This is a genomic window from Martinezella tropici, from assembly GCF_003287875.1.
GTDB classification, from domain to species: Bacteria; Pseudomonadota; Alphaproteobacteria; order Rhizobiales; family Rhizobiaceae; genus Rhizobium; species Rhizobium tropici_C.
Genome location: NZ_QMKK01000022.1, coordinates 312,356 through 337,625, shown reverse-complemented (window position 1 = coordinate 337,625; position 25,270 = coordinate 312,356). Strand labels below are relative to the sequence as shown.

Annotated in this window: 24 protein-coding genes; 12 read left to right on the top strand and 12 right to left on the bottom strand. The window is 59.8% G+C overall.

Annotated elements, in window-relative coordinates; genetic code table 11:
- Positions 1-29: 29 nt before the first annotated feature.
- Together DQ393_RS06890 and DQ393_RS06885 are read left to right on the top strand one after the other, a co-directional pair.
- Entirely contained in the window at positions 30-854 is an 825-nt protein-coding gene (locus DQ393_RS06890; RefSeq protein WP_245430279.1) for a class I SAM-dependent methyltransferase, read from the top strand.
- Positions 855-1,149: 295 nt separating this feature from the next.
- Positions 1,150-2,265 (top strand): alpha/beta fold hydrolase, encoded by a 1,116-nt coding sequence (locus tag DQ393_RS06885; RefSeq protein WP_210209409.1) that lies wholly within the window; start codon positions 1,150-1,152, stop codon positions 2,263-2,265.
- A gap of 43 nt (positions 2,266-2,308) precedes the next feature.
- Here the strand turns inward: DQ393_RS06885 and DQ393_RS06880 are convergent, their stop codons facing one another.
- A complete protein-coding gene (locus tag DQ393_RS06880) occupies positions 2,309-3,298 on the bottom strand; it encodes an acyltransferase family protein (protein ID WP_245430278.1) in 990 nt (329 codons plus the stop codon).
- Positions 3,299-3,787: 489 nt separating this feature from the next.
- Between DQ393_RS06880 and DQ393_RS06875 the strand changes: the two genes are divergently transcribed.
- The 4 genes from DQ393_RS06875 to DQ393_RS06860 all read left to right on the top strand — a co-directional run bounded on the left by DQ393_RS06875 (position 3,788) and on the right by DQ393_RS06860 (position 7,889).
- On the top strand, positions 3,788-4,618 hold the full coding sequence (locus DQ393_RS06875) for an oxidoreductase (protein ID WP_112341015.1): 831 nt from the start codon (positions 3,788-3,790) through the stop codon (positions 4,616-4,618).
- Between the two features lie 65 nt (positions 4,619-4,683).
- A complete protein-coding gene (locus DQ393_RS06870; RefSeq protein WP_112341014.1) occupies positions 4,684-5,718 on the top strand; it encodes an AraC family transcriptional regulator in 1,035 nt (344 codons plus the stop codon).
- Positions 5,719-6,324: 606 nt separating this feature from the next.
- The gene (locus DQ393_RS06865; RefSeq protein WP_112341013.1) at positions 6,325-7,218 is read left to right on the top strand and encodes a hypothetical protein; all 894 of its coding nucleotides are present in this window, start codon (positions 6,325-6,327) and stop codon (positions 7,216-7,218) included.
- Positions 7,215-7,889, top strand: coding sequence for a hypothetical protein (locus DQ393_RS06860; RefSeq protein ID WP_112341012.1), 675 nt, complete (start codon positions 7,215-7,217; stop codon positions 7,887-7,889). Before DQ393_RS06865 ends, DQ393_RS06860 begins: the two co-directional genes overlap by 4 nt.
- Positions 7,890-7,934: 45 nt before the next feature.
- Here DQ393_RS06860 and DQ393_RS06855 read toward each other — a convergent pair whose 3' ends face one another.
- The 9 genes from DQ393_RS06855 to DQ393_RS06820 form a co-directional block, all read right to left on the bottom strand.
- The gene (locus DQ393_RS06855) at positions 7,935-9,755 is read right to left on the bottom strand and encodes a TniQ family protein (RefSeq protein WP_181592294.1); all 1,821 of its coding nucleotides are present in this window, start codon (positions 9,753-9,755) and stop codon (positions 7,935-7,937) included.
- A 37-nt stretch (positions 9,756-9,792) separates the two neighbouring features.
- Entirely contained in the window at positions 9,793-10,857 is a 1,065-nt protein-coding gene (locus DQ393_RS06850) for an ATP-binding protein (protein WP_112341010.1), read from the bottom strand.
- Positions 10,854-11,168 (bottom strand): hypothetical protein, encoded by a 315-nt coding sequence (locus tag DQ393_RS06845; protein ID WP_112341009.1) that lies wholly within the window; start codon positions 11,166-11,168, stop codon positions 10,854-10,856. Before DQ393_RS06845 ends, DQ393_RS06850 begins: the two co-directional genes overlap by 4 nt.
- A complete protein-coding gene (locus tag DQ393_RS06840) occupies positions 11,165-13,282 on the bottom strand; it encodes a transposase (protein WP_245430277.1) in 2,118 nt (705 codons plus the stop codon). The genes DQ393_RS06845 and DQ393_RS06840 overlap by 4 nt, the downstream gene beginning before the upstream one ends.
- 4 nt (positions 13,283-13,286) lie before the next feature.
- Positions 13,287-13,988: a hypothetical protein gene (locus DQ393_RS06835; RefSeq protein ID WP_245430276.1), complete on the bottom strand. Its 702-nt coding sequence runs from the start codon at positions 13,986-13,988 to the stop codon at positions 13,287-13,289.
- 34 nt (positions 13,989-14,022) lie between these two features.
- Positions 14,023-14,154: a hypothetical protein gene (locus DQ393_RS34095; RefSeq protein WP_259666459.1), complete on the bottom strand. Its 132-nt coding sequence runs from the start codon at positions 14,152-14,154 to the stop codon at positions 14,023-14,025.
- Positions 14,155-14,227: 73 nt separating this feature from the next.
- Positions 14,228-14,551 (bottom strand): hypothetical protein, encoded by a 324-nt coding sequence (locus DQ393_RS06830; protein WP_245430275.1) that lies wholly within the window; start codon positions 14,549-14,551, stop codon positions 14,228-14,230.
- Positions 14,552-15,355: 804 nt separating this feature from the next.
- The gene (locus DQ393_RS06825; protein ID WP_245430274.1) at positions 15,356-16,165 is read right to left on the bottom strand and encodes a hypothetical protein; all 810 of its coding nucleotides are present in this window, start codon (positions 16,163-16,165) and stop codon (positions 15,356-15,358) included.
- Positions 16,166-16,226: 61 nt separating this feature from the next.
- Positions 16,227-16,817, bottom strand: a complete 591-nt coding sequence (locus DQ393_RS06820) for a type II toxin-antitoxin system VapC family toxin (RefSeq protein WP_112341008.1) — start codon at positions 16,815-16,817, stop codon at positions 16,227-16,229.
- Between the two features lie 103 nt (positions 16,818-16,920).
- On the opposite strand from DQ393_RS06820, the gene DQ393_RS06815 reads away from it, so the two are divergent.
- The 6 genes from DQ393_RS06815 to DQ393_RS06790 all read left to right on the top strand — a co-directional run bounded on the left by DQ393_RS06815 (position 16,921) and on the right by DQ393_RS06790 (position 22,669).
- On the top strand, positions 16,921-17,103 hold the full coding sequence (locus DQ393_RS06815) for a hypothetical protein (protein WP_112341007.1): 183 nt from the start codon (positions 16,921-16,923) through the stop codon (positions 17,101-17,103).
- A gap of 506 nt (positions 17,104-17,609) precedes the next feature.
- Entirely contained in the window at positions 17,610-17,831 is a 222-nt protein-coding gene (locus tag DQ393_RS06810; RefSeq protein WP_112341006.1) for a hypothetical protein, read from the top strand.
- A gap of 10 nt (positions 17,832-17,841) precedes the next feature.
- The gene (locus DQ393_RS06805; RefSeq protein WP_112341005.1) at positions 17,842-19,689 is read left to right on the top strand and encodes a hypothetical protein; all 1,848 of its coding nucleotides are present in this window, start codon (positions 17,842-17,844) and stop codon (positions 19,687-19,689) included.
- Positions 19,690-19,868: 179 nt separating this feature from the next.
- Positions 19,869-20,483: a hypothetical protein gene (locus DQ393_RS06800; protein WP_112341004.1), complete on the top strand. Its 615-nt coding sequence runs from the start codon at positions 19,869-19,871 to the stop codon at positions 20,481-20,483.
- A 9-nt stretch (positions 20,484-20,492) separates the two neighbouring features.
- Positions 20,493-22,367: an AAA family ATPase gene (locus DQ393_RS06795; protein ID WP_112341003.1), complete on the top strand. Its 1,875-nt coding sequence runs from the start codon at positions 20,493-20,495 to the stop codon at positions 22,365-22,367.
- Positions 22,364-22,669, top strand: coding sequence for a hypothetical protein (locus DQ393_RS06790; protein ID WP_112341002.1), 306 nt, complete (start codon positions 22,364-22,366; stop codon positions 22,667-22,669). Before DQ393_RS06795 ends, DQ393_RS06790 begins: the two co-directional genes overlap by 4 nt.
- 489 nt (positions 22,670-23,158) lie before the next feature.
- Here the strand turns inward: DQ393_RS06790 and DQ393_RS06775 are convergent, their stop codons facing one another.
- Both DQ393_RS06775 and DQ393_RS33780 read right to left on the bottom strand, forming a co-directional pair.
- The gene (locus DQ393_RS06775; protein ID WP_245430273.1) at positions 23,159-24,811 is read right to left on the bottom strand and encodes a DNA cytosine methyltransferase; all 1,653 of its coding nucleotides are present in this window, start codon (positions 24,809-24,811) and stop codon (positions 23,159-23,161) included.
- On the bottom strand, positions 24,763-25,188 hold the full coding sequence (locus DQ393_RS33780; protein WP_245430272.1) for a hypothetical protein: 426 nt from the start codon (positions 25,186-25,188) through the stop codon (positions 24,763-24,765). Before DQ393_RS33780 ends, DQ393_RS06775 begins: the two co-directional genes overlap by 49 nt.
- Positions 25,189-25,270 lie beyond the last annotated feature (82 nt).

The window sequence follows — 25,270 nt, the reverse complement described above, 5'->3', positions numbered from 1 at the left end:
TTGGAGGCGGGATGCGGGGAAACCGAACGATGGGCGCCTTTATCGAGGCACCAGTTGGTCTGCAGTTCGGGTGCGATAAGGGGGCACATATGCAAATGGTTGCGGAAGCAAGCGAGGTCGATGTCCTGGATGCGGCTCTAAGGCGCTCATGGAGTGAAGTTCAGGGATGGGTTGGTGACAGAATCCCGCACATCCTGAAATTTGTTCGCGAGCTGCACGATACACGCAAGATAGAAGGCGACATCCTGGAGATTGGCGTCCATCACGGCAAACTGTTCTTCCTGCTCTCTGCCGCATCACGGGACAACGAACGTTGTATTGCGGTTGATCTGTTCGAGGATCAGCAGAAGAATCTCGATCGCAGCGGTAAGGGATCGCTGGCCATATTCAATCAGCACCTGCAGGAGCTTTTCCCCGACTATATCTCCCGTGTAACGGCGATCTCGGCCGACAGCATGTCGTTGACGCCGGCGACTGCGCGTGAGCGACTGGGTGTGACCGGGGTGCGCCTGATGTCCGTCGATGGAGGCCATACAGTCGCACACGTCATGAATGACATGGAGATCGCCCAGGAGTTGCTCGTTCCCGGCGGCATCATATTGCTCGACGATTTTCTCGGTGTGCATTGGCCGACAGTGACTGAGGGATTCTATCGATATATGCAGATTGCCAATCGGCGGCTGGCGCCGTTTCTGATCTTTCAGAACAAGCTTTTTCTGACCACTTTTTCCGAACAGCCGGAGACACTGACCAGATTGCGCAGCTTCTTGGATCGGACTTTGCCGAATGAGATTCACTCTGGACGCTGGCGTTACGCGACGGTCGGCGATCACAGCGTTCTTTCGTTCGCATAGGTTGATGTGTCGTCGAAACGGGGGGAGTGCCGACGCCCGATGGCAATACCGGGAAGGTTTCTGTGCAATGAAAATTGTCGCTGCCGGCGGCATGTTCTTACAGCTGGCTCAACGCAATGGATATGAAATTTCTCAGCGATGCGACGGATTCCAGTCTGTTGTGACGTTTATCCAGACGGGACCGTGAAAGATCAGCTGGCGCTTGATTATATCTGGCGAATTGCTGGCTCCTCAAACAGAAACGAGGAATTCAGCCATGCCCGCGTTTTCCGTCCGCTTTCAGCAAAACTTGCCTATGAGTATCTCACGAGAGATCGCAATTCTATTGCTTGGTGTGATGCTGATCGCCACCACCGGATCATCCGAAGCGTGGTCTGCAAACGCAATCTCCCGCCATGCAAAGCTCCATCAACCGGTCAAGCAGATCGCGGACCAGCGCGTGTTCATCGACACGCCGGACGGGAAGGGGGAGCTGCCCGTCTACGCCGATCATGCGATCGACACGGCTGCACCCGAGGTGACGACGGTGCTGGTCGTGATCCACGGTACGCTTAGAAACGCCGATGCCTATTATGCGACCGGGGAGAAGCTGCTGGCGAAGGCGGGCGATGTGGCGAAGGGGACGATGGTTGTCGCGCCGCAGTTCCTGATCAGGCCGGATGTCAAGGCGTTCTCGCTGTCCGCGCAGACCCTGGCCTGGACGCAAAACGGGTGGAAGGGCGGAGAAGCCGCGCGCCAGCCGGCGCCGATCAGTTCCTTCGCCGCGCTCGATGCCTTGCTTGGGCATTTCAGTGATCGTCGCCTGTATCCATCGCTGAAGACTATCGTCGTGATGGGGCACTCGGCGGGAGCGCAATTGGTCCAGCGCTATGCGGTGGTCGGGCGCGAAGCGGAAAGCCTGGCGAGTGCCGGCATCTCCGTCCGCTACCTTGTCGCCAATCCGTCGAGTTACCTCTATTTCGACAATGAGCGACCGGCGTTGCCGGATCAGCAGGCGGGATTGGCCTCATGCCCGAAGGCAACGCAATGGCGTTACGGGCTAGGGCGCGCACCATCATACGTATCCTCGCAGGACCCCAAGCTGCTCGAAACGAGATATGCCGCGCGTAATGTCGTTTACTTGCTGGGGGAGACGGACACGAACCCCTACACCCATCTCATCGATCGCTCCTGCGGGGCAATGGCGCAAGGACCATACCGGCTTGCACGCGGGCTGACCTACTTCGACTATATGAAAAAGCGGCATCCGTCCGAACTCGATCAGAAGGTCGTCGAGGTACCCGGCGTTGGGCATGACGACGAGGCGATGTTCACATCCGATTGCAGTATTTCGGTCTTGTTCGATCGACCAATTCCACAATCCTGTCCGGTCGTCGCGGGAACGTCTAATGCGCCAGGAGCGCAGCGGTAGCATTCTTCGAGCGAGCGACCTCGTCCCTTATGCGTCAGCCGCGCTATGCCGGCCGCGGGCGTGCGGATCGCGTTTTCCGGAGGATCGGCCGTTCTATGAACAGGTAGCAAACGATCGTGAAGGCGAGCGAACCCAATGCAATGAACACGGGCTGCGTGCCGTGCGGCACCCCGATACGCAACAGCAGCGCCGTTGCCAGGACACCCATCAGCACATGCCAAACGTAAATGGAATAGGAGGCATCTCCCAGGAAATGCAGGAATGCCAGCTGCGGCACGCCACGTTCCCGTTCCGCGAAAACAGCGCCTGACAACAGCAACATCGCTGGTATGCCCCAGCGGATAGCCCGTTCCAAGTGGATCAGCGGGTCACTCGCCACAAGCAACGCGACTGCGACGATCATCAAGCCGATAGCGGCGGAAAAAGGCAGCCGAAAGCCCTGTTTCCACAGGTGCCCGATGATGATGCCGGCAGCAAATTCCAGAATGACCGGTTGTGTGAAAACACTGAAGTAGCCGAGAGGCAGCAGGTAGTGCGCAATCACGATGGTCACGAAGGCTGCCATCAGGAGCCATAGCCGCCTGAATTCCGGCAGAAGCAGTGCAATCGAAAAGATGAGATAGAAGAACATCTCGTAGGACAAGGTCCATCCCTGCTCGACGACGGGGTGCAGCGCTTCGTCCTTCATCAGGGGCACGAAGAACAGCGAGCCGATCAAGTTCTCCATGCTTGAATTCGTGTCGAAGAAGAATTGCGGCTTCAGCACGGCGATGATGAAGGTTGCCGCCGTCGCAATCCAGTAGAGCGGCACGATCCTCATGAGCCGGCGCCACATGAATTCCTGCGGACCGAGCGATCGTCCGTCGGTCGTGACCCACATGATGAAGCCGCTGATGACGAAGAATATATCGACACCCGCCGCACCACTCTTGAAGTCCAGGCCGTATGTTTCGCAGACATGGAAGCAAAGAACGGAAATTGCGGCGATGGCCCGCAGATATTGAATGCTCGTGATATCGCTGCCGGTTTTCAAAGCGGTGCCTCGCGCGACTGAAATGCCATTGCCCGGGACCTTGCGGGCCGATGGAGCGATAGGGAATGAGTCGAAAGGCCGGACACTCACGCAGAATGATTGGGAGGGCACGGCGGACCGAATGTTGCTGGCTGCAACACTTCCAATGAAAATGGATGATTTCCCGCCGGTTTCGTGACCGAAATCGGGCATTTGGGATGCGAGGGCCTACTGCGATGAATTCGGAGGCCTTCATGTGGTTGGCCTATCGGTTGACGATTCCGTCGGCCTTTGTCCACCCATTCAGGCAGCCCGATCACTGAATTACATGTTTCGGCCGCAATAGGGTTGGCCCGCTTGGGCTTTCAGTGATGAGCTTGGAACGGCGGCTGCTTGTTCCTTTTGCGTCCATTTGACGATTGGCGTAATCCGCAACAGTGATGGCATGTTCCGCCAATGATCTGCCGCCAGCGAGCTTCTATTTGTGATCTTGCGAACAGAGAGGCAGATATGAGCAATACACGCAAGAAAACAGCGCTGGTGACCGGCGCATCCTCCGGCATGGGCAAGGAAATCGCCAAGCGCCTCATCAGCGATGGCTTCAGGGTCTATGTAGCGGCGCGCAGCATCGACAAGATGCTGGATCTCGAACGCCTTGGTGCTCGTGCCCTGCAGATGGACGTGTCGGACGACGACGAGATCAAGGCGGCCGTTGGGATCATTCTCGCAGAAAGCGGCGGCGTCGATGTCCTTGTCAACAATGCAGGCTTCGGACTGTATGGACCAGTCGAAGACATCGCCATGGACGAGGCGAGATATCAGTTCGAAGTCAATGTCTTCGGCCCGGCTCGCCTGACCCAGCTTCTGCTACCGGCGATGCGCCAGAAGGGAGCGGGCACCATCGTCAACATCACCTCGATGGGCGGCAAGATCTATACGTTGCTCGGTGCGTGGTACCATGCCACTAAGCATGCGCTCGAGGGCTGGTCGGATAGCCTGCGGCTGGAACTGGCCCCGTTCGGCATCGATGTCGTTGTCATCGAACCAGGCCTGATCGAGACAGGATTTGGCGATGTGGTCGCCGACGGCCTTGTGAAGCGCTCCGGGGCAGGTCCCTATGCCAAGGTCTCGCAAGCCGTCGCCAAGACCACGAGGGCGACCTATGGCCATGGGCGCGGCACGGATTCGAAAGTGATCGCGGATGTCGTCTCGGCTGCCGTGCATGCGAGAAGGCCGCGGACGCGCTATGTCGCCGGCAAATATGCCAAACCGATGATTGCGATCCGCAAATGGCTCGGTGATCGGATGTTTGATCGCATCATCATGAGCCAGATGCGCTAACATTCCCGCAGGCGGATGACAGACGAGCGCACTTCTGCGAGATCGGGCTTAGAGGGTCGACTGAGATGAGTGTGATGCCAGCAGATAAATGCAAGGTGCCGCAGGCCTTCTGGCGTGCGGTCGAGCGGATAGGCTTGCCACCGTCTGCGGTTCTGCGTCAGGCCGGTTTGCCCGCCACGTTGCATCTGGGCGAGAATGGCATGGTGACGACCTCGCAGTATTTCGCGATCTTCAGGGCGCTCGAAGAGTTGATGCCGGAGCCTGCGCTCGGACTTCGGCTCGTCCGCGAGGCGGATACGGCGGTTCATCCACCATCGACCTTGGCCGCCTTTCACGCCAGGGATTATCGCGATGCCCTTTACCGGGTCGCGCGCTTCAAGCGGCTCTGTACGCCCGAGCAGTTGAGTTTCCATGAGGACAAAGGCGAAGTCTCGATCGCAAGCAACTGGGTTTACGCGACCGAGCCTGAGCCCGGGATCGCCACGGACGTTGCCTTCGCCTTCCTGATCGAGCTTGGTCGCCGCGGAACCGGCCAAGCTCTGACGCCGGTTCGGGTCGAGTTCATGCGCTCCGGGCCAAAGAGCGATCTGTACCAGCTCTTTTTCGGGTGTCCTGTGAAGTATGGCGCTCCTCAGAACAGGCTCGTCCTGAAATCGGCCGATCTTGACCGGCCGTTTCCGGGCCACAATCCCGAACTCCTGGAAATCCTCACGCCGGCGCTTGCTGCCGCCATGGGTGAACTGCAGGCCCGCAGTTCCATTGGCGACCAAGTGAAAGTTGTCCTGAAGCGATCGCTTGCAAGCGGACGTCCGGAGTTGTCGCAGATAGCGCAGGATCTCAACATGAGCGAGAGAACGCTGCAACGGCGCATCACCGATGAGGGCAAGACCTTTCGCGAGCTTCTGTCGGAAGCGCGCCAGGAACTCGGACGGCAACTCCTGTCCAACCCATCCACCGACATCGACGAGGTCGCATGTCTTCTAGGCTATCAGGATCGCAGTTCCTTCTATCGCGCCTTTCGTGACTGGGAGGGGCTGACGCCTCTGCAATGGCGCGAGCTGAACGAACGGGATGCCTCGCAATTCAATTCGCTGCATTGATGCAGATTCCTGAAGACCGAATACCAAGGGATCGGCTCATGAATGGCACTCGGTGCGTAATTGGGGCGCGTCAGTATCTTCGGGTAACGCAAGTTGGCGTATGGCGCCTGTCACCCGACGTTCGATTTCTATCATAGTTGATTCTTGTCTTGTTCCGCGAAGTACTTCCGGGCACCGAAGTGCCCGGAAAGGATGCCTGGTTGTCCGCCCAAAAGGTCACGTTAATGACATCAGAATGGCCAATGACAACCTAATGGCGCGTTCCGTTGTAGGCAGCCAGTGATTATGACGCAGCGGTTCGTGGAAAATCAGCCACTTGCACAAACGTCCGGCCAAGCCATTCTGACGCAGCAGCCACGTGATTTTGACGGATGCGTGCAAGTCATTGATCAGACCGGCAATTTTGCCGAACTTCTTTTTCTGATTTGTAGCTTCTCCGAGGGCTCTGCGATCTTGTTTTAGGGGCAAGTTTTCGTTGCGCCTGCCTAGGATTCTGCCGACGCGCTGCGTCGCGTTCGCGGCATCGCGAGCCGTGATCGGAGTAGGGAATATGTTTAAACAAAGGCGTTAGAGGTTGTGCATTTCGTCGCAGAAGAAAGTGACCATATGCACGTCGAAGACTACGTCCGGAAGCACGTCGGAGAAGCGGCCGCCACCAGGCTTCGGTTCAAGCTGACAGGCGGTAGGTCGAATGATGAGGGCTATCGGTTCGAGCTTTTTAATTGCCTTGTGGAGGTGGTGGACTACGCCTACTCCTGGGTTGTCAAAGAAGCCATTGAGCCCGACACAGCTCCCCATCATCCTTCAACAGTGCTGCTAACCCAAGGAGCTCTGGCCTTCGTCGATGACGTTGTAATCAACACTCCTGAGGTTAGCCGATATCTCCAGGTCAAATATGGACTGGAACAAAAGTGGACCAGAGAGATCGCGCTCGACTTCGGCTATCAGCGGGATTGGCTGGGTCAACAAACATCTTATCGCCTTGAACTCGTCGTGCATGACCTTGAGCGGGAGAGTTACCTCCGAAAGAGCCTGTCGCGTTACAAGCCAGAATCTGCGCTTGTCCGAGCGAGGCCGCCGAACGAAACGTGGAATTCGCTTTTCGAGAAAGTTGATCAGCTTACGGCCGGGCCCCTCAGTGCGCGTAACAAGGAACTGGTGCTTTGGCACTTGGAGCTATCATGGTTCAGATCATCTCGCAGCGAAGCAATCTCGGGAACATTGGAGAGGGCGCGTGAAATCTCGAAAGGAATGGTCAGGTCGTTCCAAAAACCGCCGGAAGCCCTCCATGAGGCGATTGCTAGTCTGCCTGCCGAGGACGACGCCTTGTTCCTTTCGGCCGATGGTCGAACGCTTATTTTCGAACTCGGTGATGACGACGAAATATTCGAAGGTAGCGTGGTCGTCCATGACTGGTGCCGGTTCGAGGAGCAGCTCCGCGCGACGCCACCTTCGACGGCGCGAGAACTGATCTCGATGGCCATGGAGGTGGCGGAATGACGCTTGATCTGAATTATCGCCCTGACGAATTTTCGGAAGAGGTATGGAGTGCTCTGCGCGCACTGGTCGAGTTCCGGACGGGAAGCGACGATCTAATAGGAGCACTGCAGTTGCTTGGCCGCATAAGCGCCTCTCAGGTCGAGATTCTTCTTGATGGTGAGATTGCTCGCGTCATGGGACTCGCAGCCGATTTCGACGAGTTTGCCGGCCCGTTGATCGACCGTCTGGGAAAACGAGATGGGCAAGTTGCCAGCCATTGCGCTTGGACGAAGCTTGCTGAGGGCCGGTTGCCAGGCGAAACAGCCACCTATATCGAGAAAGAGTACCGGAAGCGTCAGAAGCTTCAGGCCGAGAAAATCTACATCAGCACTTCGATGGCCACAAACATTGAGACCGTGGAAACCTTGGTAGAGCGGGCGCTTGAGCTTTATTGCCCGACGAGGATCGAGATCCGTTGCGCAGTAGCTTCACACGAGGTCAAAGAAGCAAGGTTTGCGGGCGTCGAAGTGATCACCGATGCCCTTCTAATCCTGCCGCAATATCGTGCCGGGCATCATCAGAATGCGTTCGGCAATATGCTGTGCCGTTTACCAGAAATGCGCCAGCGGAGCACCTTCATGCCAACCTATATCAGGAACCTCGCGTTACCCGGAATTCAACCCACCTTGTGACCATGGGTAATGCCGCCAGCAAGCGGCGCTATTCGACGCATTTCTTCAGAGTGTTAGGAACCGCCGCTCGACGATCCCCTGCTTCACGCTCTCCATCGGGAAGGCGAGGGGCGCTCCCTTTTCCCTGAGGATCTTGCCGAGCCCACGCGAACCGACGCCGATCTCCTTCGACAGGCGCGCGAACGTCACGTAGCGCGCGTCGAATTCCTTAAAGTCGGCCTCGGTCATCACCCAGGTCGGCGCGCGTGCGACACGGAGCTGCCTCTGCTCGGCCTTGATGTTTCCGGTCCGTACGAGGAAGGCGAACGCCTCGGCCTGAAGCAGCAGGCGACGGCAGACTTCGGCACGCTCGACATAGGCCTTTTCAGTGACAGCGATCAGCGGGTCGATCTCCTTCACGTCGAAACGCAGCGCGGCGACGCCGTCCTCGTCGGACGACCTCCCGAGGTTCCGGAGCCGCCCGTCGAGAACCATCTGAAGGACGTCGACCAGCCTCAGCCCTGCCTTTCGTGCAGAATTTGTCAGGTTCGTCCAGTCGGCAGGGAATTCCGGCCGCGCGCGTGCCAGAAGCCTATCCCGCAGATCGGCGACGGCCTTTCGAGAATACCGGTCCAGAAGGCGGTATCCCCGTTCGCCCGCGTCTGCGCTCTTCAGGACCGGTTCGATCATGCCGTCGGAGATGAGGCGCTTCACCGTCATGCTGGGGAGACCGAGTATCGCCGCGGTCTCCTCGCGGGTCGCCATGTCCCCGATAGCCGCGACGGCCTCGTCCGCCGCCGTCTTCCGGACGTACCGCTGTCCCTTCGACTGTCGGAGGGAATCGATATGGCCGAGCTCGACAAGGATGCGCCGGAGCGTCTCGTCCGGGTAGCCGGTCGCCTCCGCGATCTTCCCGATCGACGTCCATGGGCTCTCCGTCACCGGGCCGAAGAATTCCATCCCGTCGAGCATCGGAACCCTCGACATGGTGTGGCTCCGGATCATGCTTCGCAGCCGGTCGTAGTCCGGATCTTCGTAGTTCTCGTTAAGCGAAAGGTAGAGCTTTCCGTAGAGGGCCTGGCCGCCGCGGACGTTCGATCTCTCGTCAGTCGACCTGACGTCGTCCAGCAAGGACGTGAAGCCGTCAGTGCCCTTCGCGAGCCGCTCGAACCCCGCCTGCCTTGCACAATGAAGGTCCTCCTCACCGAGCTTGCCGACGCGGACCTCCCTTCCAAACAGCAGCGCGACGCCCAGCAGCTCGCAGGCCGACATCCCGGCGGAGAGGCCGAAGCCGTTCAGGAACTCACCGTGCGCGCTTCGTCCTGCGAGACGCTTGCGGACGAAACCCTCAAAGGCCGTCGGCCGACGCGGCACGCATTCTTCCAGAAGCTCGTGCATCCGGTCTCCCAGGAGATCGAGCTGGGTGTTCAGGTCGTAGTGGTGGCTCTGGTCTGCTTCCATCTCTACGATCGCGACGCGGTGGACGTGGCAGGCCGGCACCTGCGGAAACACCCAGTAAAGGCGCGAGTAGCGGCGTGCGCCGGGCATGCGGCTGGCGTCTGCGTCGTCGTCCGCAATGCAGCGCGGGCAGAAGCGCAGCTTCGACCGCCGGAGCTTGCCGTGCGGGAAGTAGTGTCCGGCGACCGTCGCGCCGGAGAGGTCGTCGACGACGATCGCGCTGGCCTGCAGTCCCTCTGCATCGCGTCCTGCAAGTCCGGCCAGCTTGCGGACCTCGTCTTCGTCGCCCCGGATCAGACGGGGCCGGTCGAGCTTCATGTCCTGGCAGAAGCCGCGGATCGTCCCGGCGCCGTTCGCCCGAGCGAGACGGGCGAGGTAGCTCGTAAGGGGCTCGTCCGGGAGAAGAGGGACGTCGAACAGGCCGGACACCGCTATCTCCCGTTCCTGCGAGTTTCGATCAAGTTCATCATGCCTTCCTCGGTCGCCCACGCTTCCTGGGGGCCGCGGCGTCCACCAGGCGTCCCTCGTCGTCGACCTCGCGCTGGATGTGGAACCAGTCGTCGATCAGGAACACGTTCGTCTCAGCGGAGCAGTTCCGGGCCAGCCGCCTGTATCCTTCGGCGAAGTGCCGGTGGTGGAGTACCGCGCCCTTCTCCTTCGTCCAGCTCCTGTCCCAGAGGCCGCGCTCGATCGCGTTCTTGACGATCTGCACCGTCATGCCGAACCGCCAGATCCCGCCATGCATGAGACGCAGCAGGAAGTCTCGCGTCGGCGCGAAGCCGAGCGTCAGCCCGCAGGCTTCGACGAGCTCGTACACAATGTCGGCGATGCGCTCCAGATCTGCCTGAGTGTCCTTCAGCCCGGTGATTTCGATGAGCGGCGCCCGGCGGTCCAACTGTTTTGCAGGGTCGCGGTCGATGAAGTCCACGATGCTCGGCACGCCCGAAAGGATGAGCCAGATGGGCCGGCCGTCGTTGATCAGGAGGTTCTTGATGGTGTTGCTGAGGTGCATGTACTTCTTGCTGGTCGGAGCATCGAGCACGTGCTGGAACTCGTCGAGAACGAGAATTCTCGTCTGCATCTTCTCCATTCTCTCCCGAAGGATACGCCAGGTGTCATGCTCGTCCTTGTCCGACTGAAGGACGTAGCCAGTTCTTTCAAGAAGCTCCTTTCCAAGTGTCTTGGCTGTGCAGCTAGACGGCGTGGTGGCCCGGAGGCTCAGGGAGAGCATGTTCCCGTACTTGCCCGCGAAAGGCTTGAAGGACGGGTGGGCGTCGAGCCGTCGGTTGAGGGCAGTGGTCTTCCCAGCCCCGCTCTTCCCCGTGATCGTCAGGGCATAGCCTTCTTTTGAGTTACCCGCGAGAATGTGGGCGATCATCTGGTCGAGTTCCACGTCGATCGCCTCGTCGTCGGCGGTCACGATATGCATCGCCTTCAGTTCGGCGAGGATCTCGGCGCGGTCGACGGTGGCGGGGGCCACCGTCGACTTGATATGGGCCAGCATTTCATCGTCGAAGTTCGGCTCCGTCATTGGTCGTCCTTCCGGGTCTTTTCGATGCGGATGCCGCTTTTCCGTGGGATCACCTCCTGTCCGTCGTCAGGCGGCGTCGAAGGCGGCAACGACGGCTCCGATGGTGTCGGATGCGCTGTCAGAGGGGTCTGCGTGTTTTGCGTTGCGACCGGGTCGCGCGACTTCCTGGACTTCCTGCCCGGCTTCTTCGGCTTCTTATCCGGCCCGGCATCCGTGTCGTCGGAGCTGCTGTCCGTTGCCGCGTACGCTGCATCCGTAGCCGTGCTGCCGCCTTCAGCCGCAGCATGCCCCGCGTCGCGGGCCCCCTTCACTGGGTCCTTCTCCTTCGATGAGAACGGACCCGCTCGGCGTCGACACGGGCCGCCTCGGCCGGCTCGCCGTAGTCGGTCACGGTCTCCCTGGCGATCGTGAAGCCGGCGACGACCTCCCTGTCCCAATAGGCGAGCTGCGAAGCGGTGGTAAGAGGCGAACCGATCCCGGCCGCCGCCTTGCTCGACTTTGCAAAATCCCTGGCATTCGCCAGTGCCGCCTGGGCCACCCGCATGCCGATCGACCTCGACGCGCCGAACTGCCTCTTCAGGTACTTGATCTGCTCGAGCCAGTGGGTCACCCGCCAGCCCTTGAGGCCGTCCAGCGCGCACTCGACCTCCACCCACTCGTTGACCTTGAACGGATCCTTGACGAGAATCTTGGAGATGTCGGTCTCGTTGTAGCGGACGCTCAGCTCGAGGTCGTACCGCATCTCCCGGCACTCCTGAAGCCACGTGTTGGAGTACGGCAGCCCCAGGATCATGATCCCGTAGTTGCCGACCTTGTACTTCGTGACGACGCTGAAGGCCTCCGCATACTCCCTTTCCGACGGGTAGCCCTTGACGGCGCCGTTGGCGTTCTGCGTCCCGAAATACCATGCCTGGAGCGGCGTAAGGCCCTTGAGCCCTCGGTGTGGCGTGTTGTGGTAGCAGTCGACGATGAGCATGACGAGGAACTCGGCGAGCTGCTCGTCCGTCATGTGACGGTACTTCTGGGCGTCGTACTTGTCGCGTAGCAGCACGTTGCTGAAGGTCTGCCCGGACAGGAGATGGATGTAGCGCTGGTTGATGGTGCGGAAGAAGCGCTCCACGCGGCCGCGCAGGTGAGGGTGCTTCGAAGGCGGGACCGTGACGTTGCCGCTGTAGGACAGCGCGGCCTCCTGGAACTCCAGCGACGTGTAGCTCGCGCCCGCGTCCACGTGGATGTTCTCTGCCGTGCCACCCTGGGGCCAATTCGTCGCGGTGCCGTACAGCCTCGTCTCGAACTCCTTCGAGCGCGCCACCATCGCGAGGGTCGCGACCGCGGACGCGCCATCGGGCGCGCCCCACAGAAGCTTCGCCCCGCAGACCGATCTGGAATAGGCATCCAGCGCGACCGACAGCCAGACGCGGCCGTCGTTCGTCTGCGTCATCTTCTCCTCGATCTTACGCTTCACGTCCGGATGGAGGAATTCCCAGATCCCGCTGCGGACCAGAAGCCGCATCACGTCGAGCTTGTGCTCGTCCATCTCGACGTATTCGAGCGGACGCTGCGGCTGGTATCCGCGCCGGGACATTCCGAACCGTCTGGCGACGCGCGAGGGATCACCCGCCCGCGTCAGCTCGTTGCGGTAGTCGCCAAGGTCGTCGATGATGCGCTGGAACGTGCGCAGCGACGGCACCTTGAGCTCGGCGAGCCCTTCCTCGGCCCGCCTGCGGTTCGCCTCGTCCATCTGCGCGTAGCAGTCGAGCTTCGACGGCCGGTCCTTACTCTGGTACGCGCCCGCGTGCTCCATGTGGAAGGCTTCTTCCTCGGGCGTGAAGTCCGACTTCTGCCCGACGCCGCCGCGATGGCGCGGGAGCAGAGAGCAGGGTTCTAGCTGGTTGTCCTGGAAGCGCTCCACCAGGCGGCCGAACTGCCGCGGACCCGGAATGACTTCGCGCTTGCCCTTCTTCGGCGGGATCAGGTGGGCGTTCTCGGCCTTGAAGTGGTCGATGAACTTCTGGAAGCCCGCCTCCGAACGGGTGAAGAACTCGCCCGTCTCGTACTTGTCGGTTTCCATGTCCAGGAACTCCAGCACCATCCTGGTACGGAGGAGGGTGACGGCCGGAAGGTCCGTCCGCTTCAGCTTCTTCGCCCTGGCGATCGCGTTGCGCGCGCTGAAGTAGCCCTGTTCCCAGTCGATCTTCTTGTGGCGGAAGAGGTAGTCCACATACTCGAAGCTGAAGGCCTTCACCCGCCGGTCCTGCCCTCCGTCGACGGTTTCGATGACGATGCCCTCCGACCAGCGGGCGACCTCCTCCGGGTCGCCTTCGTTGCGGGTCTTGAGGCACCAGTAGCGGCCTTCGAAGCGGATGCGGTCGTCCGCGCCGAAGTCGTATTTCGTATAGCTGCCAACTGGTGCTGCTACGGTCATCTTCTTAATCCTTTCCAACGGCAAGGATCCACGATCCCGCGGAGACCACGACGGCCTCGGGACTTGGATGGTCATGAACGGCTAGGCCCTTGTCGATCAGGTCCCATACGGCGGTGCGGACCGCCGACAGGTAAAGATCGGGAAGGCGTACGGCGAGTTGCCAGATCCGGGCGCGTCCGCCGAGCTCCAGCAGTGCTTCATGCACGCGCGCGGTCTCGAACTCGTTCGCCACCTCGCGGGTGTGGAGAATGTTCCCGGCGAAGTTAACGCGCGCTTTCGAGATGTCCTCGCTCGTGGCCAAAAAGAACTCGTCGCCTCCATCTTTGCGATGTTGGTTATTGAGGAGTTTCATTTCGGCACGGGTCTGCTCGGCCGTCGGACCTTCCGGCTTGACCGCCCAGTGCTCGACCGACCCGTCGTCCAGACCGGCAGCCACGTCGATGATGTGCTCGTGGAACTTGCCCTCCACCTTGTAGCGGTGCGGGCCGTCCTGAGCCTTGATCGACACGACATCGTCGCGCAGGAAGAACAGCTTCACGAGGTCGCGCTCCAGACCGCTTTCCAGGCGGTGGTACGTGTTCGTCTTGCGGTCGACCACGGCCGGGCGGCTCGAGGCGGTCGTCTTTACGTGCTCGTGGTCCTCGTCCTCCTCGATGGTCTCCGGGGGAGCCTTCGGCGCGACGTCGCGGTCGGTCTCGCCGCGCATCGGCGGACCTCCGCGCCACGTGCCGGTCTTCTTGTCATATTTCCCAGTCCCCCGGCATGGCGGCACCGGTCGGCTCCGCGAAGTGCGTGCGTTCGTCGACGGTGCGCTCGAAGAGGTCGAAGCCCTGTTCGCGCAGGTGCATGGATTCGATAAGCGTGGCGATCATCTACGTCGTCCTTCCAAAAGATCGGGTGATGCCCGCCGGGAGCGCTTCCCGGCCAGGCGTCGTGCGCCTGCGGCTAGGCTGCAAGGTCGAGTACGGCGAGGTCGAGGTCGGCGAGGTCGCGGCCAGCCTCGTCTTCCGCACGGCCCTCCGGCTGCCAGCCGTTGAGGTCCTCGATCTCCGACAGCATCTCGGAGTAGGTCGCGAACACGCCCAGGGTGTCGTCGAGATGCATCATCGCGAACGTCTTCTGAAGCGCGGCGCTCGTAGCGGAAAGACAATGATCGTCGGCATCGAAAGCGAGAGCTTCGACGAGCTCCTCGACGTCGACGACGCCGTACTCCTCGTCGAGTTCGGACAGATGAATGCGGGGGAGGATGGATTCGATCAGGTCGCGCATGACTACGTACTCCTTGTGCTGCGACAAACGTTGGGTTTTGCAGGGTGACGGCGCAGCCGGGCTCGGCGCTTCGTAAGCGCGCACGAGTCCTAGGCCTGCGACGCAGTCCTGTTAGGCACGATGGGGAAGTGGCCGCGCTTACGGCCGCTCGGACGTCAGCCTATCGGCTTGACGACGCTTGCGAGCAGGCTGGCGGCGGCGACGGCGGTTTTCGAACCGCAGGGGAGCAGCATTTTCACAGGCACCTCCGGAAGGAACCGTCGGGGCCTCATCGGGCGCGACGGATAGGACAGACGAGACGGCGAAATCGGCGTCAGGCTATCTGCGGGAATTCAGCACTATTCCGGGAAACGTTGCGAGCGAAAGCCGAGAAGGTTGTGTTCTCGTAACCAGACATTTCGAACCCTCATTCCAAAATTGGCGATAAGAACTTCGGGCGGCCGAACCCTCATCACGGGCACGGCGCAGCTCTGTCGATGCCTACGCGGCGAAGCGGGCAAGGGGCCCGGCTGTTATCGACATGACTGCAGTCATGGCATGCTCCTTGAAGCCGATCCGCCAACGTGACGGACCTTCAGGCTGGGCCGCACCATAATGCGACAATACACGCAGTGCAAGAGTGAATCATTCCGCCGACGTCCACCCTGTAAAATGGCGCAGGTTCTATTAATGGCGCCCGTTCAGTGAGTTACGAGGGAGTTTGGTTAGTGAACTCTCAAAACATGCACGAGTCCTGCGCCAAATCGAGACCGTAGCCAGGCCGGCAATGATTCAACCATTAGAAGCAAGGATTCGCCCGCGCGTCTATGGGCCCGAGGCCGCGAGGAGATCGTCGCTGTCGGCCTGGGCGGGATTGGATTCGACGTGCTCTTCGGGATGCCACGGCGACCGAACGATAGTCTTCCATACCGCGTTCTCCGTCAGCATCTTGATGACGGGTATGCCCTCGGCGGCGGAGAGTTCCATCAGGCCGAGCTGGTCTAGCGACGTTCCGAAAGTGCGCACGAGCTGCGATGCGGCCCAGTCCGGATCGCCGACGTGCCATGCGGCGAGGACGCCGTGACGGCTTCCCGCGTTCCGCCGGTCAAGCACCGAGGCGACTTCGAGCGGCGTGCCATGGACGGCCCCGACGAGGACGCGTTCAGGCCTGTCGTGCGACCAAAGCACATGACACCAGCCTTCGCGGATGTCGGTCGGCCGCGGGTCGTCCAGGGAGGTTGTCTCCCGGAAGTATTGCAGCATCTCGGGAAGAGCGAGATCTTCGAGGTGGTCGAAAACCCGAGCTGTCTCGCTTGACCGCAGCTCCAGCTCCTTCAGGACGCCCAGATGCTCGTAGACTTCGTGCGCGAGGGCCCGCGACGGCTGGCCAAGGTCGTTCGACAGGGTAAACCAGTCGCGCGAGCTTTCGCCGGCGACGGAGCGGAATGTAGCCTCGAGCACGGTGGTCGAATACTTCCAGTCGCTCGGTTTCACGCCCGGCGTAGCATCCATGAAGCCGAGAAGGTTTTTTGCACTTCGCCGCCGCTTCCCAAGCTCCGTGGGGAGCTGCGGATATACCCCCCAGCCATGGGTATAGGGGTAGTTGTTTGGCGAGATCATGAGCCTGATCGACATGGTTAGCTTCCGTATGGGCGTATGCCTTACGGTCGCTCTGTCCGGAGCAAGTGACAAATGCCTATAGGCGTCCACTTCGCGCCGGCCATTCCGTCGGTTCCAGGTCGTCGTTCGCCGCGTCGCCGACATGCCATCCGGGCGGCGGCTCGACGTGCCATACGTCCGCCCGCGGGTCGTATACGCCGGGAAGGGGAAAGTGCTGGTGAATGAGACAGAAGTCGGCGGGGTTCAAGGTGGCGATCGGCAGTCCATGGGCTATGGCGAGCGCTGCCAGCATGGCGTCGCATCCGAGGTTGACACGATCCTGCTTGATCACCCTGCCATGCCTGTCCCTCCTCTCTGGAGTATGGAAGAAGTGCCGGAGGGGAGGGTGAGCCGCCATGGCCCCCAGAACGCGGGCGGCGGCGACGTCCATTTCCGGCTGGATCATTCGGCTGGAGAGGAACTCCTCGAACCAAGCCAGCAGTTCAAGGGCCTTCTGGACGTTGTGCCGCTGAACGGCCCGGATACCCACCTCCGTTTCATAGATGGTGATCCACGATACGGCGAGGGCGCCGCGCGGCAACTCGCCCAGCCACTCCCATATCCATTGTGGAGGTTCTGGAAGGTAGGCCGTGCTGATGATATTGGTATCAACGAGAATCTGTCCCACCAGCTCGTCGCTTTCACTTGTTGGTCCCTCGGTAGAGATGTAGGCTAAGGCGTCGACGCCTGTTAAAGTGTTACGGTCGAATCTTAGTCAGCAATGAAGTGACATGAGCCCTATTTGGACCGCAAAAGACCTCGAGGGGAATATTGTGCAGGTTCTCGAACTGGCGAGAACTGTTGGTCCTCAGCGCATCCGCGATGCGACCGGTATTTATGTGCTCAAGGTCGAAGAGGACTTCAGCAAACCCGATGTGGCCGAATCCATTCTGAAACTGCGACCGAAGGGCTAGATTCCGGCGCCTGGCTGGAAGGACTCGTTAACCACGCTGACAAATGATGGTTCCGCGGTCGTTCAATCGCAGGCGGGCGCGGCCGGTCGGCTCGGCTGCCTTAGCAGTCGGTTCATCAAGCGAAGGCGACATACGGAAACCCGTTCAACCTCCTAGGAGGAGAATACCAGCAGGGTAGCGTCACTTCGAAATCGGCATCTGCCGATGTCCTAGAAGGACGCTGCGGTCTCCCGAATTTCCGCGTGCGACGAAATGCCGAGCGCTCTCCAACCTCTTGGGGCGTCGGCCGTGTCGAAATTCACCTAGTAACGGCCGCGCCTCCTTCCAGCATTCCTTGGTCATTCCGCCCATGTAGCGAACACCGCGCCGCGTTGCCTGCCTATGGCCCCGCGAATATCATTCGAATGAAAAGAAGAATTACATCATGAATTTCGGCGAAATATTCATCATGATTGTTGACCTGCCGTCCTAGAGATCTTATGTGCCCGGAAGTATCGGGAGCACAGATGAGCGAAAAAAGAGAGAAATTCGTCAAGCTTGCAGAGGGGCGGACCCAGTTGGCGTTGGAAGCAGTCAGAAAGATTGGCAACCTATCGAACCGGCGCGCCTACGAGTTTGATGAGGGCGACATTAAGAAGATTACGAAGGCGCTTCGCGACGCAGTTTCCGATCTTGAACGTAAATTCGGTTCCAGCGCGGCCTCTCAGAAAGACGTCTTCAAACTTTAAAGGGAATTCGATGAGCTCCGAACGTCTGACAATCGAAGATGACCGTTTCCTGATCAACCGCCTTATAGGTCAGGCACCGCGTCATACCCTCGTGCGTGAGTTCTTCATGAACGCCCAGGAAAGCGCCTCGCTCGCTCCCGAAGGACGAAAGCTTGTTCGGATCTATCCTACTCTCGTCGAGGGGGTCCGAAAGCTCACGTTTTGGAACACCGGCCCTGGAATGAACGCGACCGAGCTGCGAACCGCGACCAATATCTCGGCCTCCATCAACAAGCAGATGTCGTTGAAGGGCAATTTCGGGATCGGCGCTAAAGTTTCCGGTCTCACGGTTTCGCCGGCGGGCATCCGCTATCGGTCCTGCAAGGACGGCGTCGTTCACGAGGTCACTATCGGTTACGACCAGGAAGCCGAGACGTTCGTCCGATTTACTTTCGAGGTAGAGGGCAGGGAAGAGTCCATTTTCGACGTAAGCTACTCGCTACGTCACAAAGTCGATCTGTCCTCGGACTGGACTGAGGTCGTGCTGATGGGCGAGGACGACGAGCATGACACGATTGCGGAGCCGGTCGGCAAAGGAATTCGCGTGGACCGGAGCTATGTTCCCACACAGATTTTCCGAAGGTTCGCCGAGTTTAAGCCCGGCGTCAGGGTCACCCTCGACGTCTCTCTTACCAAGGGAGGAGGAAAAGACGAAACGGGCAAGACGCGAACGCTTAAGACGCTTCAGGACGTGGTGCCGCTGCTGCCGAACGCAGAAGTGGTCCTCTGCCCCGAGACCGGCGTCAAGATCCAATACATCCACGATCCCAAGCACGCCAACTATAGTCACTCGCTTAGCGCCCTCAACAATCCTGCCACGTCATCGACGTCCTTCTGCGCGCTGGTGCATAAAGGCGAGCGCTACGATTTCCGGACGGGGAAGAAATGGTCTGCGGTAGCGCCGAATTACGGCATCCCGTTTGGTTCGACAGTGTTGACGGTCGAAATCGGCATCCCTGACGACGACGCCCTTCCCAACCAGTACCGGGACGCACTCACGACCGTAGAGGAGCGCAATCCGATTTCGACGGACGAATACGCCTCGAGGGTGCGGGAATTGATGCCCGAGTGGGTCAAGGACGTCATTCGCGAGGCCCATCCTCCGCGGGATGAAAACCTCGACGATCTACAGCGGGATCTTCAGAAGCTGCTTGACGAATTCCGTCTGCCAACCGCCACCTTCGTGAACTCGATCAAAGCGCCCGACCGCACCGATGATAGTGACGTCGGACTGGACGAGGCTCGCGCGGCGCCGGTCGATCCTATCGATAACGAGGAAGACCGTTTCCTTCGTGGCGGACGTAGCAGCGGCCAGCGGGCTACCGACAAGAAGGTTCGAAAGGCCCCCGAGGGCGCGAAATTGTCCAAGGAATCTCAGGCTTTGGAGCGGGCGCCGACGATTGAGATTCTGGACGATCCGGCCGAGGTCGACGAAAAGCAGATGAAGGGGCGGGCGGGGAGATACTACAAGGACGCGCAGACGCTGTTCATCAATGGTCTGTACTCGGCTGTGGAGCGTATGACTGCCGAACTCGAGCTCCACTTCGCTGGGCAGACAGAGGGAGAGGAGCTGCGGAAGATCGTATTGAAGGCCGCGCAGCGATCGATGGCGTTCCGCGTCGGCAAGGCCACGTGCTTTGCAATAAGCAAACGTCTGGTCGATGGCTGGTCTATCGAAGACCTTGATCGAGCCACCTCGCCGGAATCCCTTTCGCTCGCGGCAGACGATTATCGGCAGAGCATGGGCACCGCCCGCAAGTGGATCGGGGCAGAGTTGAAGGCGCAGGGGTTTGCAGCGGAGGAACCCGAGCCGGCGTAAGTCGCCGCACGAGGGAGCGAAGCGTCCGAGCGTAAAAAACACGAGATACCAGTTGACTCCGGCAAATTTGTTCATATTTTGTTCACCATGATGAAGCTCGTTTGGATATCTCGAATAGGTTGAACGGTACCGCCCCGTGGCGGAGCACGCATCGTTTTCCTTATTTGAGGATGTCCCTGATGAGCCATTCGCACGTCGAAACGCCTGCGGCCCTGTACGCCGCGTATGCAGAAGCCTCCATCCAGCTTTTCTATCCAAGGGGCACCGTCCGCTGCTCCGCCGACGCCCTGTTTCGATCACGCTCCGCTCGCGATCTGGGCTGCATCCTGGACGTGGACCCCAACGTCATCGCGTGGCTCTGCCTCCCGCTCGAATTCGCGACGGAACTAGGGCCGCACGTCCCGGACTTCCTCGTCGACTACGAGGATGGTGCCAGATATCTGCTCGACGCCGTCGAAGAACAGGAAATCCCTGAAGTCAAGGAGGGCGCAGCGCTCGCCGGTTTCCGATACCGCGGCATCGCCCGAGAGGAGATCGAAGGAGGTTTTCGCCTGGCGAACTCGCGCGACATGCTTCGATACGCGAATTGCCGGACTCCGCTCAACGATAGAATCAGGATGTTGTCCGCGCTCGACGAAGCCGGATCCCTGTCTGTGGGGGAGTGTTTGCACGTGTTCCGCGAGGTGCAGCCCATGACGGGCATTTCCTGGATGGTCCTGCACCGATTGATCGCAGTCGACCTCGATGAGGCGATGATCGGTCCCGAGACCCTCGTTCGTCGCTTTCAGCGCTAGGAGGGTGGAATGAATGATCTCCCACAAGGTCGCCACACGGTGACACTTGAGCGCGTGGCTTATGCACTTACTTTGAAATCCGCGGCGCGACTCGGCGGAGCCTTTAAACGGAATAACCAGCCCGGTCAGCAAATCGTGATCGCTCTGAGGCTTCCTGTCGGGTCTGCGTTCGAGGAATACGTCGCCGCAGCGAACATCCTGGTGCGCGAGGCGGACGGTCTAGCCAACTTTACAGTTGCGTCTCCGAGGTTGGGTATCAAAGGCGGCGTCGATGTTCAGAGGATCAAAAGCTATTTGAAATTGAAGCTATTGCTACTGATCGTCTGGCCCTCGGGATATGCGATGTCGAGAGAGATCGCTCTGGCTGCCGATCGCGTCGTAGACGTCACGCCGGTCCGCCCTTTCCATCTTGTCGCTGCCGCAAAAAAGTTTGCGGGTCAAAACGTCGATTCGGCGGACGCAAAGAAGTTGATGGAATATCCTCTTTCGGATGTCTTCGCGGCCTTCAGAACGGGACGGCCTGCTTCGAGCGTGCTTGCCCGCCTAACCGAGGTGAAAGCAACCGCTCGGCCCGCCGTGGACGGGCCGCGCCTCGAAGATCTCGCAGGATATGGCGAGGCAAAGACCTGGGGACTTTCTCTCGCCGAGGATATCGAGGCATGGAGGAAAGGGACGCTCGTGTGGGCGGACGTCGACCGGGGGCTGCTTCTGAGCGGAGCGCCCGGAACTGGAAAGACGACCTTCGCCAGCGCGCTAGCACGGTCATGCGGTGCCCATCTCGTAGCCACCTCTGTCGCACGATGGCAGGCAGCGGGGCATCTCGATGATACCTTGAAGGCGATGCGCAGGTGTTTTGAGGAGGCGACTGCGCATAAACCGGCTGTCCTTTTCATCGACGAGTTCGACGGGATCAGCGACCGAACCCGGCTTGTCGGAAACGAGCACGAGACCTATTGGTGCCAGGTGATCAACTTCCTTCTCGAGTTGATGGACGGCCACGACAGGCTTGATGGGGTGGTCGTCATCGGAGCGACGAACCATCCCGAGGTGATCGACGCCGGACTTCTTCGCCCTGGAAGGCTCGACCGCCACATCAGAATCCCGCTGCCGGACGCCGAGGAGCGCAAGCACCTTTCACGCTTTTACTTCGGCGACGACGTTTCCGACGAAGACATCGCGTCGATCGCCGCAGCGACCGCGGGATTGGCAGGAGCTCATTTCGCCAAAGCCGGTCGTGAAGCGAAAAGGATCGCCAGAAGAGCGGGGCGAGCAGTCGCCATCGAAGACGTCCTAGCTGTGCTTCCGAAGCCAAAGAAGATCGTCGGCAGCGAACGGCGAGCGATCGCTGTTCACGAGGCCGGCCACGCCGTCGTCGGACTTCGACTCGGCGTCGGTTATCTTCGGGCCGTGGCGGTCCCGTGGGAGGCTCACATCTCGTACCCTCTCGGTTTCGCGCATTTCGAATTCGACGAAGAGCCCGTATGGGATCGTCAGGGCTATCTCGATCTCATCGCTATGACGCTGGCCGGGCGGGCTGCAGAGGAGGTGATCACTAATACCGCCTTCGATGGCGCCGGAGCGGCGGAAGGCTGCGACCTGCACAAGGCGAGCGACCTTGCCACGAGGTTGGAACTACAGTTCGGCATGGGCGAAGGGCTCGCGTACTTCAATCTAAACGACATCAAGCAGCGTGATCTCGTCCGTCAGAACAACCCCGTCGTCGCAGCAAGGGTGGAGCGGCTTCTACGGCGGGAAATGGAGCGAAGTCGAGAAATCATCACGCGGTTTCGCGCGGCCGTCGAACGTATCGCCAACGTGCTGGTGGACACGGCGCTCATCGAGGGAGACGAGGTCAGGCGTATCATTCGGGAGAGTTCGAGATGACCAAGGTCAATCCGAGGCCGGAGGTGGACTGGAAAATCGTCGTGCGCAGCCTGAAGGGAACCGGGACCGCCGAAGCGCGCATCCTTGTCGAGAAAACGATCCTAGAAGCGGGAGGGATCCCACTTCGGCTTCGCGACGCGAGGCGTCGGCTTTTCATCCTGACAACGTGCGCTTGCAACGGGACACCGGCGATCGTAGATACTGAGGGCGGTTTGGTCTGCATGCTCGCGCTCGACGATCTGATCGATGTGGTGCTCGAAAGAGGCCCGACCTTGGGGGAGGTGATGAAAGGGGCGCGGTAGGCTCTAGGAAACCATCGGCTAGGGCGCGATTAACAATACCACCGCTTTGCGGCAGGCGTCACGATCTCATGTTGATGGAATGGCTTGCGGCTCTCAATTTTTTCTCCCAGCTTTATCAAAAGATAGGAGACGGTGGTTGTGTTCATGCCCGGCTCCGGCAACATCGCGAATACTGCCGATTGGCAAAACTCAGTAAACGGTCTGGCTGAGGTCCTGCTGATACGACTGCAGGGGACCACGATAGAGCAGGCCGATGGTCATCATTTTCGAGAAGTTGCTAACGACATCGTGAAGGTGCTCGAAATGAGACGACAAACGTCGACGTCATGCCTTTGCCGCTCTTGATACGTGACCAGGTAGTTTCTAAGGAAGCGTTGCCGGGCCTATAGCTCAATTGGTTAGTGCTGACCGCTCATAACGATTGCAGGTTCGAGTCCTGCCGGTTCACCAGCGGCCTCCTTGCGAAGCACTCGATCGCGCCGCTCTAAATTAGTTCGCCGGTTCCCGCGGTGAAGGTGCCTTCTCGGCGTCGAAGCCCTCTGAAGCGAGAGGTTGAAGCGGCGGCACTGCATCGAGCAGGACGCGCTCTTGGATCTGCACAGACCGGATTAGCACAGCCTCGTAATCGAAACGTTTGTTGGTGAGCGCTGCCCGAACCGCAAGGCCGATGGCTTGGCCAAGGATCGGCGGGACAGCATTGCCAATCTGACGCGCGCTCGAGTCCTTGCCGCCAACAAAATCCCAATCGTCTCGGAAGCCCTGAAGACGGGCTCGAATCCTTAGAGTGAGCTGAGGAAGAAATCCGGGGCCTGAGACGTCGGCCTGGTGTTGCGTCGGCGCAGCGTCGGCAACGGTCGCAATGTTGATGCCTTTTGTTGCCCAGCGTAGCGCTTCTTTCTCGCGCGAGCCTCCCTTGCGGCCGACCACGGTCGAGGCCAGCGCGCCACGCTTTTCAATGCCATTGCGAACGACCACATGATTGCGGCGGGCTTCCGCCCATTCCTTCGCGCCTGTCCATCCATTGGCAGCCATGAGGTCTTCAAGGACGTCGCCCAGATTAAGTCGCCATTCTGGAAAGACCGGTGGAGCTTGGAAGGCGCCCATTGCAGCTTGATGCATTCCGACGAACAGCATCCGGGTCCGTTCTTGAGCTACCCCATAATCCTCCGCTTCCATGCGAACAATTTGTACAGCGTATCCAGACTTCCTCAATTGCCTGAGGAAGTTTCCAAGGTGGTCTGCGTGTTTGGCATTCAGGAGGCCGGCAACGTTCTCAAAGACGAACGCCTTTGGTAGCATTTCGCGCGCCGCCCGCGCGCATTCGAGCAACAGATCTCTGGGGTCGTCTTTGCCGAGGCCTTTTCCATCTACGGAATAGCCCTGACAAGGCGGTCCTCCCACAAGTAAGTCGACACCTGCCGATCTGTATTCGGTGAAATCCACTTGGCGGATGTCGCCCTCGACCACGTTCCAAAGCGGCCTGTTGAGCCGTAGGGTCGCGGCCGCATGCTTGTCGAATTCGAAAAGGGCGAGAGGATGAAACCCGGCGTCTTCGAGGCCCAGAGACATTCCGCCGGCGCCCGCGCACAGTTCGACTACGGTCAGTTTCTGCGTCGGAAGACGAGTTAGCGGCGCCGGCTGGGTCAGTACGACATCATGCATGATGGGTGCGGCGGTCGATGTGATCGGTTGAATGCATTCTTGGAAATTTGTCGCCCATTGCGCTTCCAAGCTGGATAGGTCGAGGGCAAGTCCAAACTCCCCGCCAAAACGGCCTGAGGCGAGGGCGGTGATCGCGGCGTGGGCGAGCGCTAAGGGGCGTTCGCTAGAGTGCAGCGGAAGCCTCAGGGTGTCCTGTGGAGATAGGTCGTAGGTCCCATAAGCGGACACGAAATGCGGCAGTAGATCTGCTGCACAGTTTTGGATGCGCGTGCGGGCGGACGCGTGGTGCTCCTCCGGCATCTTCCTCTGGCGGTAGGCGTATAGGAGGGCGAGGAGCTCGGCGGCAGCCTTGTCGACGACGCGCGAGGCCTCCAGCGCCCGCCGACGTGCCGTCCTTGTCGAACTTTGGAAGCCAGCCGTGACCGACCGCTCTAGGAAAGTTTTCTTGCTGTTTCGAATATTGGCGCGAATGGCGGACACGTCCCTGAACCCGACGTCGCCCCTGCGGCAATCCTGGAGATAGCTTCGCCTCGGGTCTCGTCATCTGCCGCAGCTAGCGCCTTTAGAACTGGGAACTGGATACGTGCTTCCCTAAGCAGGTCCTCGGAGCCCTTCAGCGTTTTTCCCACCTTAAGATACGTCGATGCTTCGGCTACATCCATTTCACAACCGGCATATAGAAAGTGCACAACTTCTTTCGGAGACAGATGCTCGAGAAGTCCGTCGACTTTGTCCGCCATCTTGAACAGCCGGTCCGAAATCTGCTTCTGAAGGTTTCGGATCGCCTCCTTCGCCTTGCTAAGGGCCTCGGCTCTCAAATCTGTCATCCGTAATATCTCGCATTGGAAGTCGAACATGTCATATCGGGACACGTGTTGCAGGTCTGGCAATCAAATTGATAAAATTGCGAGCAACTGTGAATTTGGGCGCTCGGTGAAT

Coding starts and splice junctions, on each gene's coding strand:
- DQ393_RS06795 (WP_112341003.1), top strand. CDS start 20,493: ATGAATGATCTCCCACAAGGTCGCCACACGGTGACACTTGAGCGCGTG.
- DQ393_RS33780 (WP_245430272.1), bottom strand. CDS start 25,188: ATGTTCGACTTCCAATGCGAGATATTACGGATGACAGATTTGAGAGCC.
- DQ393_RS06800 (WP_112341004.1), top strand. CDS start 19,869: ATGAGCCATTCGCACGTCGAAACGCCTGCGGCCCTGTACGCCGCGTAT.
- DQ393_RS06860 (WP_112341012.1), top strand. CDS start 7,215: ATGACGCTTGATCTGAATTATCGCCCTGACGAATTTTCGGAAGAGGTA.
- DQ393_RS34095 (WP_259666459.1), bottom strand. CDS start 14,154: ATGATCGCCACGCTTATCGAATCCATGCACCTGCGCGAACAGGGCTTC.
- DQ393_RS06840 (WP_245430277.1), bottom strand. CDS start 13,282: ATGACCGTAGCAGCACCAGTTGGCAGCTATACGAAATACGACTTCGGC.
- DQ393_RS06815 (WP_112341007.1), top strand. CDS start 16,921: ATGAGCCCTATTTGGACCGCAAAAGACCTCGAGGGGAATATTGTGCAG.
- DQ393_RS06830 (WP_245430275.1), bottom strand. CDS start 14,551: ATGCGCGACCTGATCGAATCCATCCTCCCCCGCATTCATCTGTCCGAA.
- DQ393_RS06790 (WP_112341002.1), top strand. CDS start 22,364: ATGACCAAGGTCAATCCGAGGCCGGAGGTGGACTGGAAAATCGTCGTG.
- DQ393_RS06805 (WP_112341005.1), top strand. CDS start 17,842: ATGAGCTCCGAACGTCTGACAATCGAAGATGACCGTTTCCTGATCAAC.
- DQ393_RS06870 (WP_112341014.1), top strand. CDS start 4,684: ATGAGTGTGATGCCAGCAGATAAATGCAAGGTGCCGCAGGCCTTCTGG.
- DQ393_RS06865 (WP_112341013.1), top strand. CDS start 6,325: ATGCACGTCGAAGACTACGTCCGGAAGCACGTCGGAGAAGCGGCCGCC.
- DQ393_RS06835 (WP_245430276.1), bottom strand. CDS start 13,988: ATGCGCGGCGAGACCGACCGCGACGTCGCGCCGAAGGCTCCCCCGGAG.
- DQ393_RS06875 (WP_112341015.1), top strand. CDS start 3,788: ATGAGCAATACACGCAAGAAAACAGCGCTGGTGACCGGCGCATCCTCC.
- DQ393_RS06810 (WP_112341006.1), top strand. CDS start 17,610: ATGAGCGAAAAAAGAGAGAAATTCGTCAAGCTTGCAGAGGGGCGGACC.
- DQ393_RS06825 (WP_245430274.1), bottom strand. CDS start 16,165: ATGTCGATCAGGCTCATGATCTCGCCAAACAACTACCCCTATACCCAT.
- DQ393_RS06890 (WP_245430279.1), top strand. CDS start 30: ATGGGCGCCTTTATCGAGGCACCAGTTGGTCTGCAGTTCGGGTGCGAT.
- DQ393_RS06850 (WP_112341010.1), bottom strand. CDS start 10,857: ATGACGGAGCCGAACTTCGACGATGAAATGCTGGCCCATATCAAGTCG.
- DQ393_RS06885 (WP_210209409.1), top strand. CDS start 1,150: ATGAGTATCTCACGAGAGATCGCAATTCTATTGCTTGGTGTGATGCTG.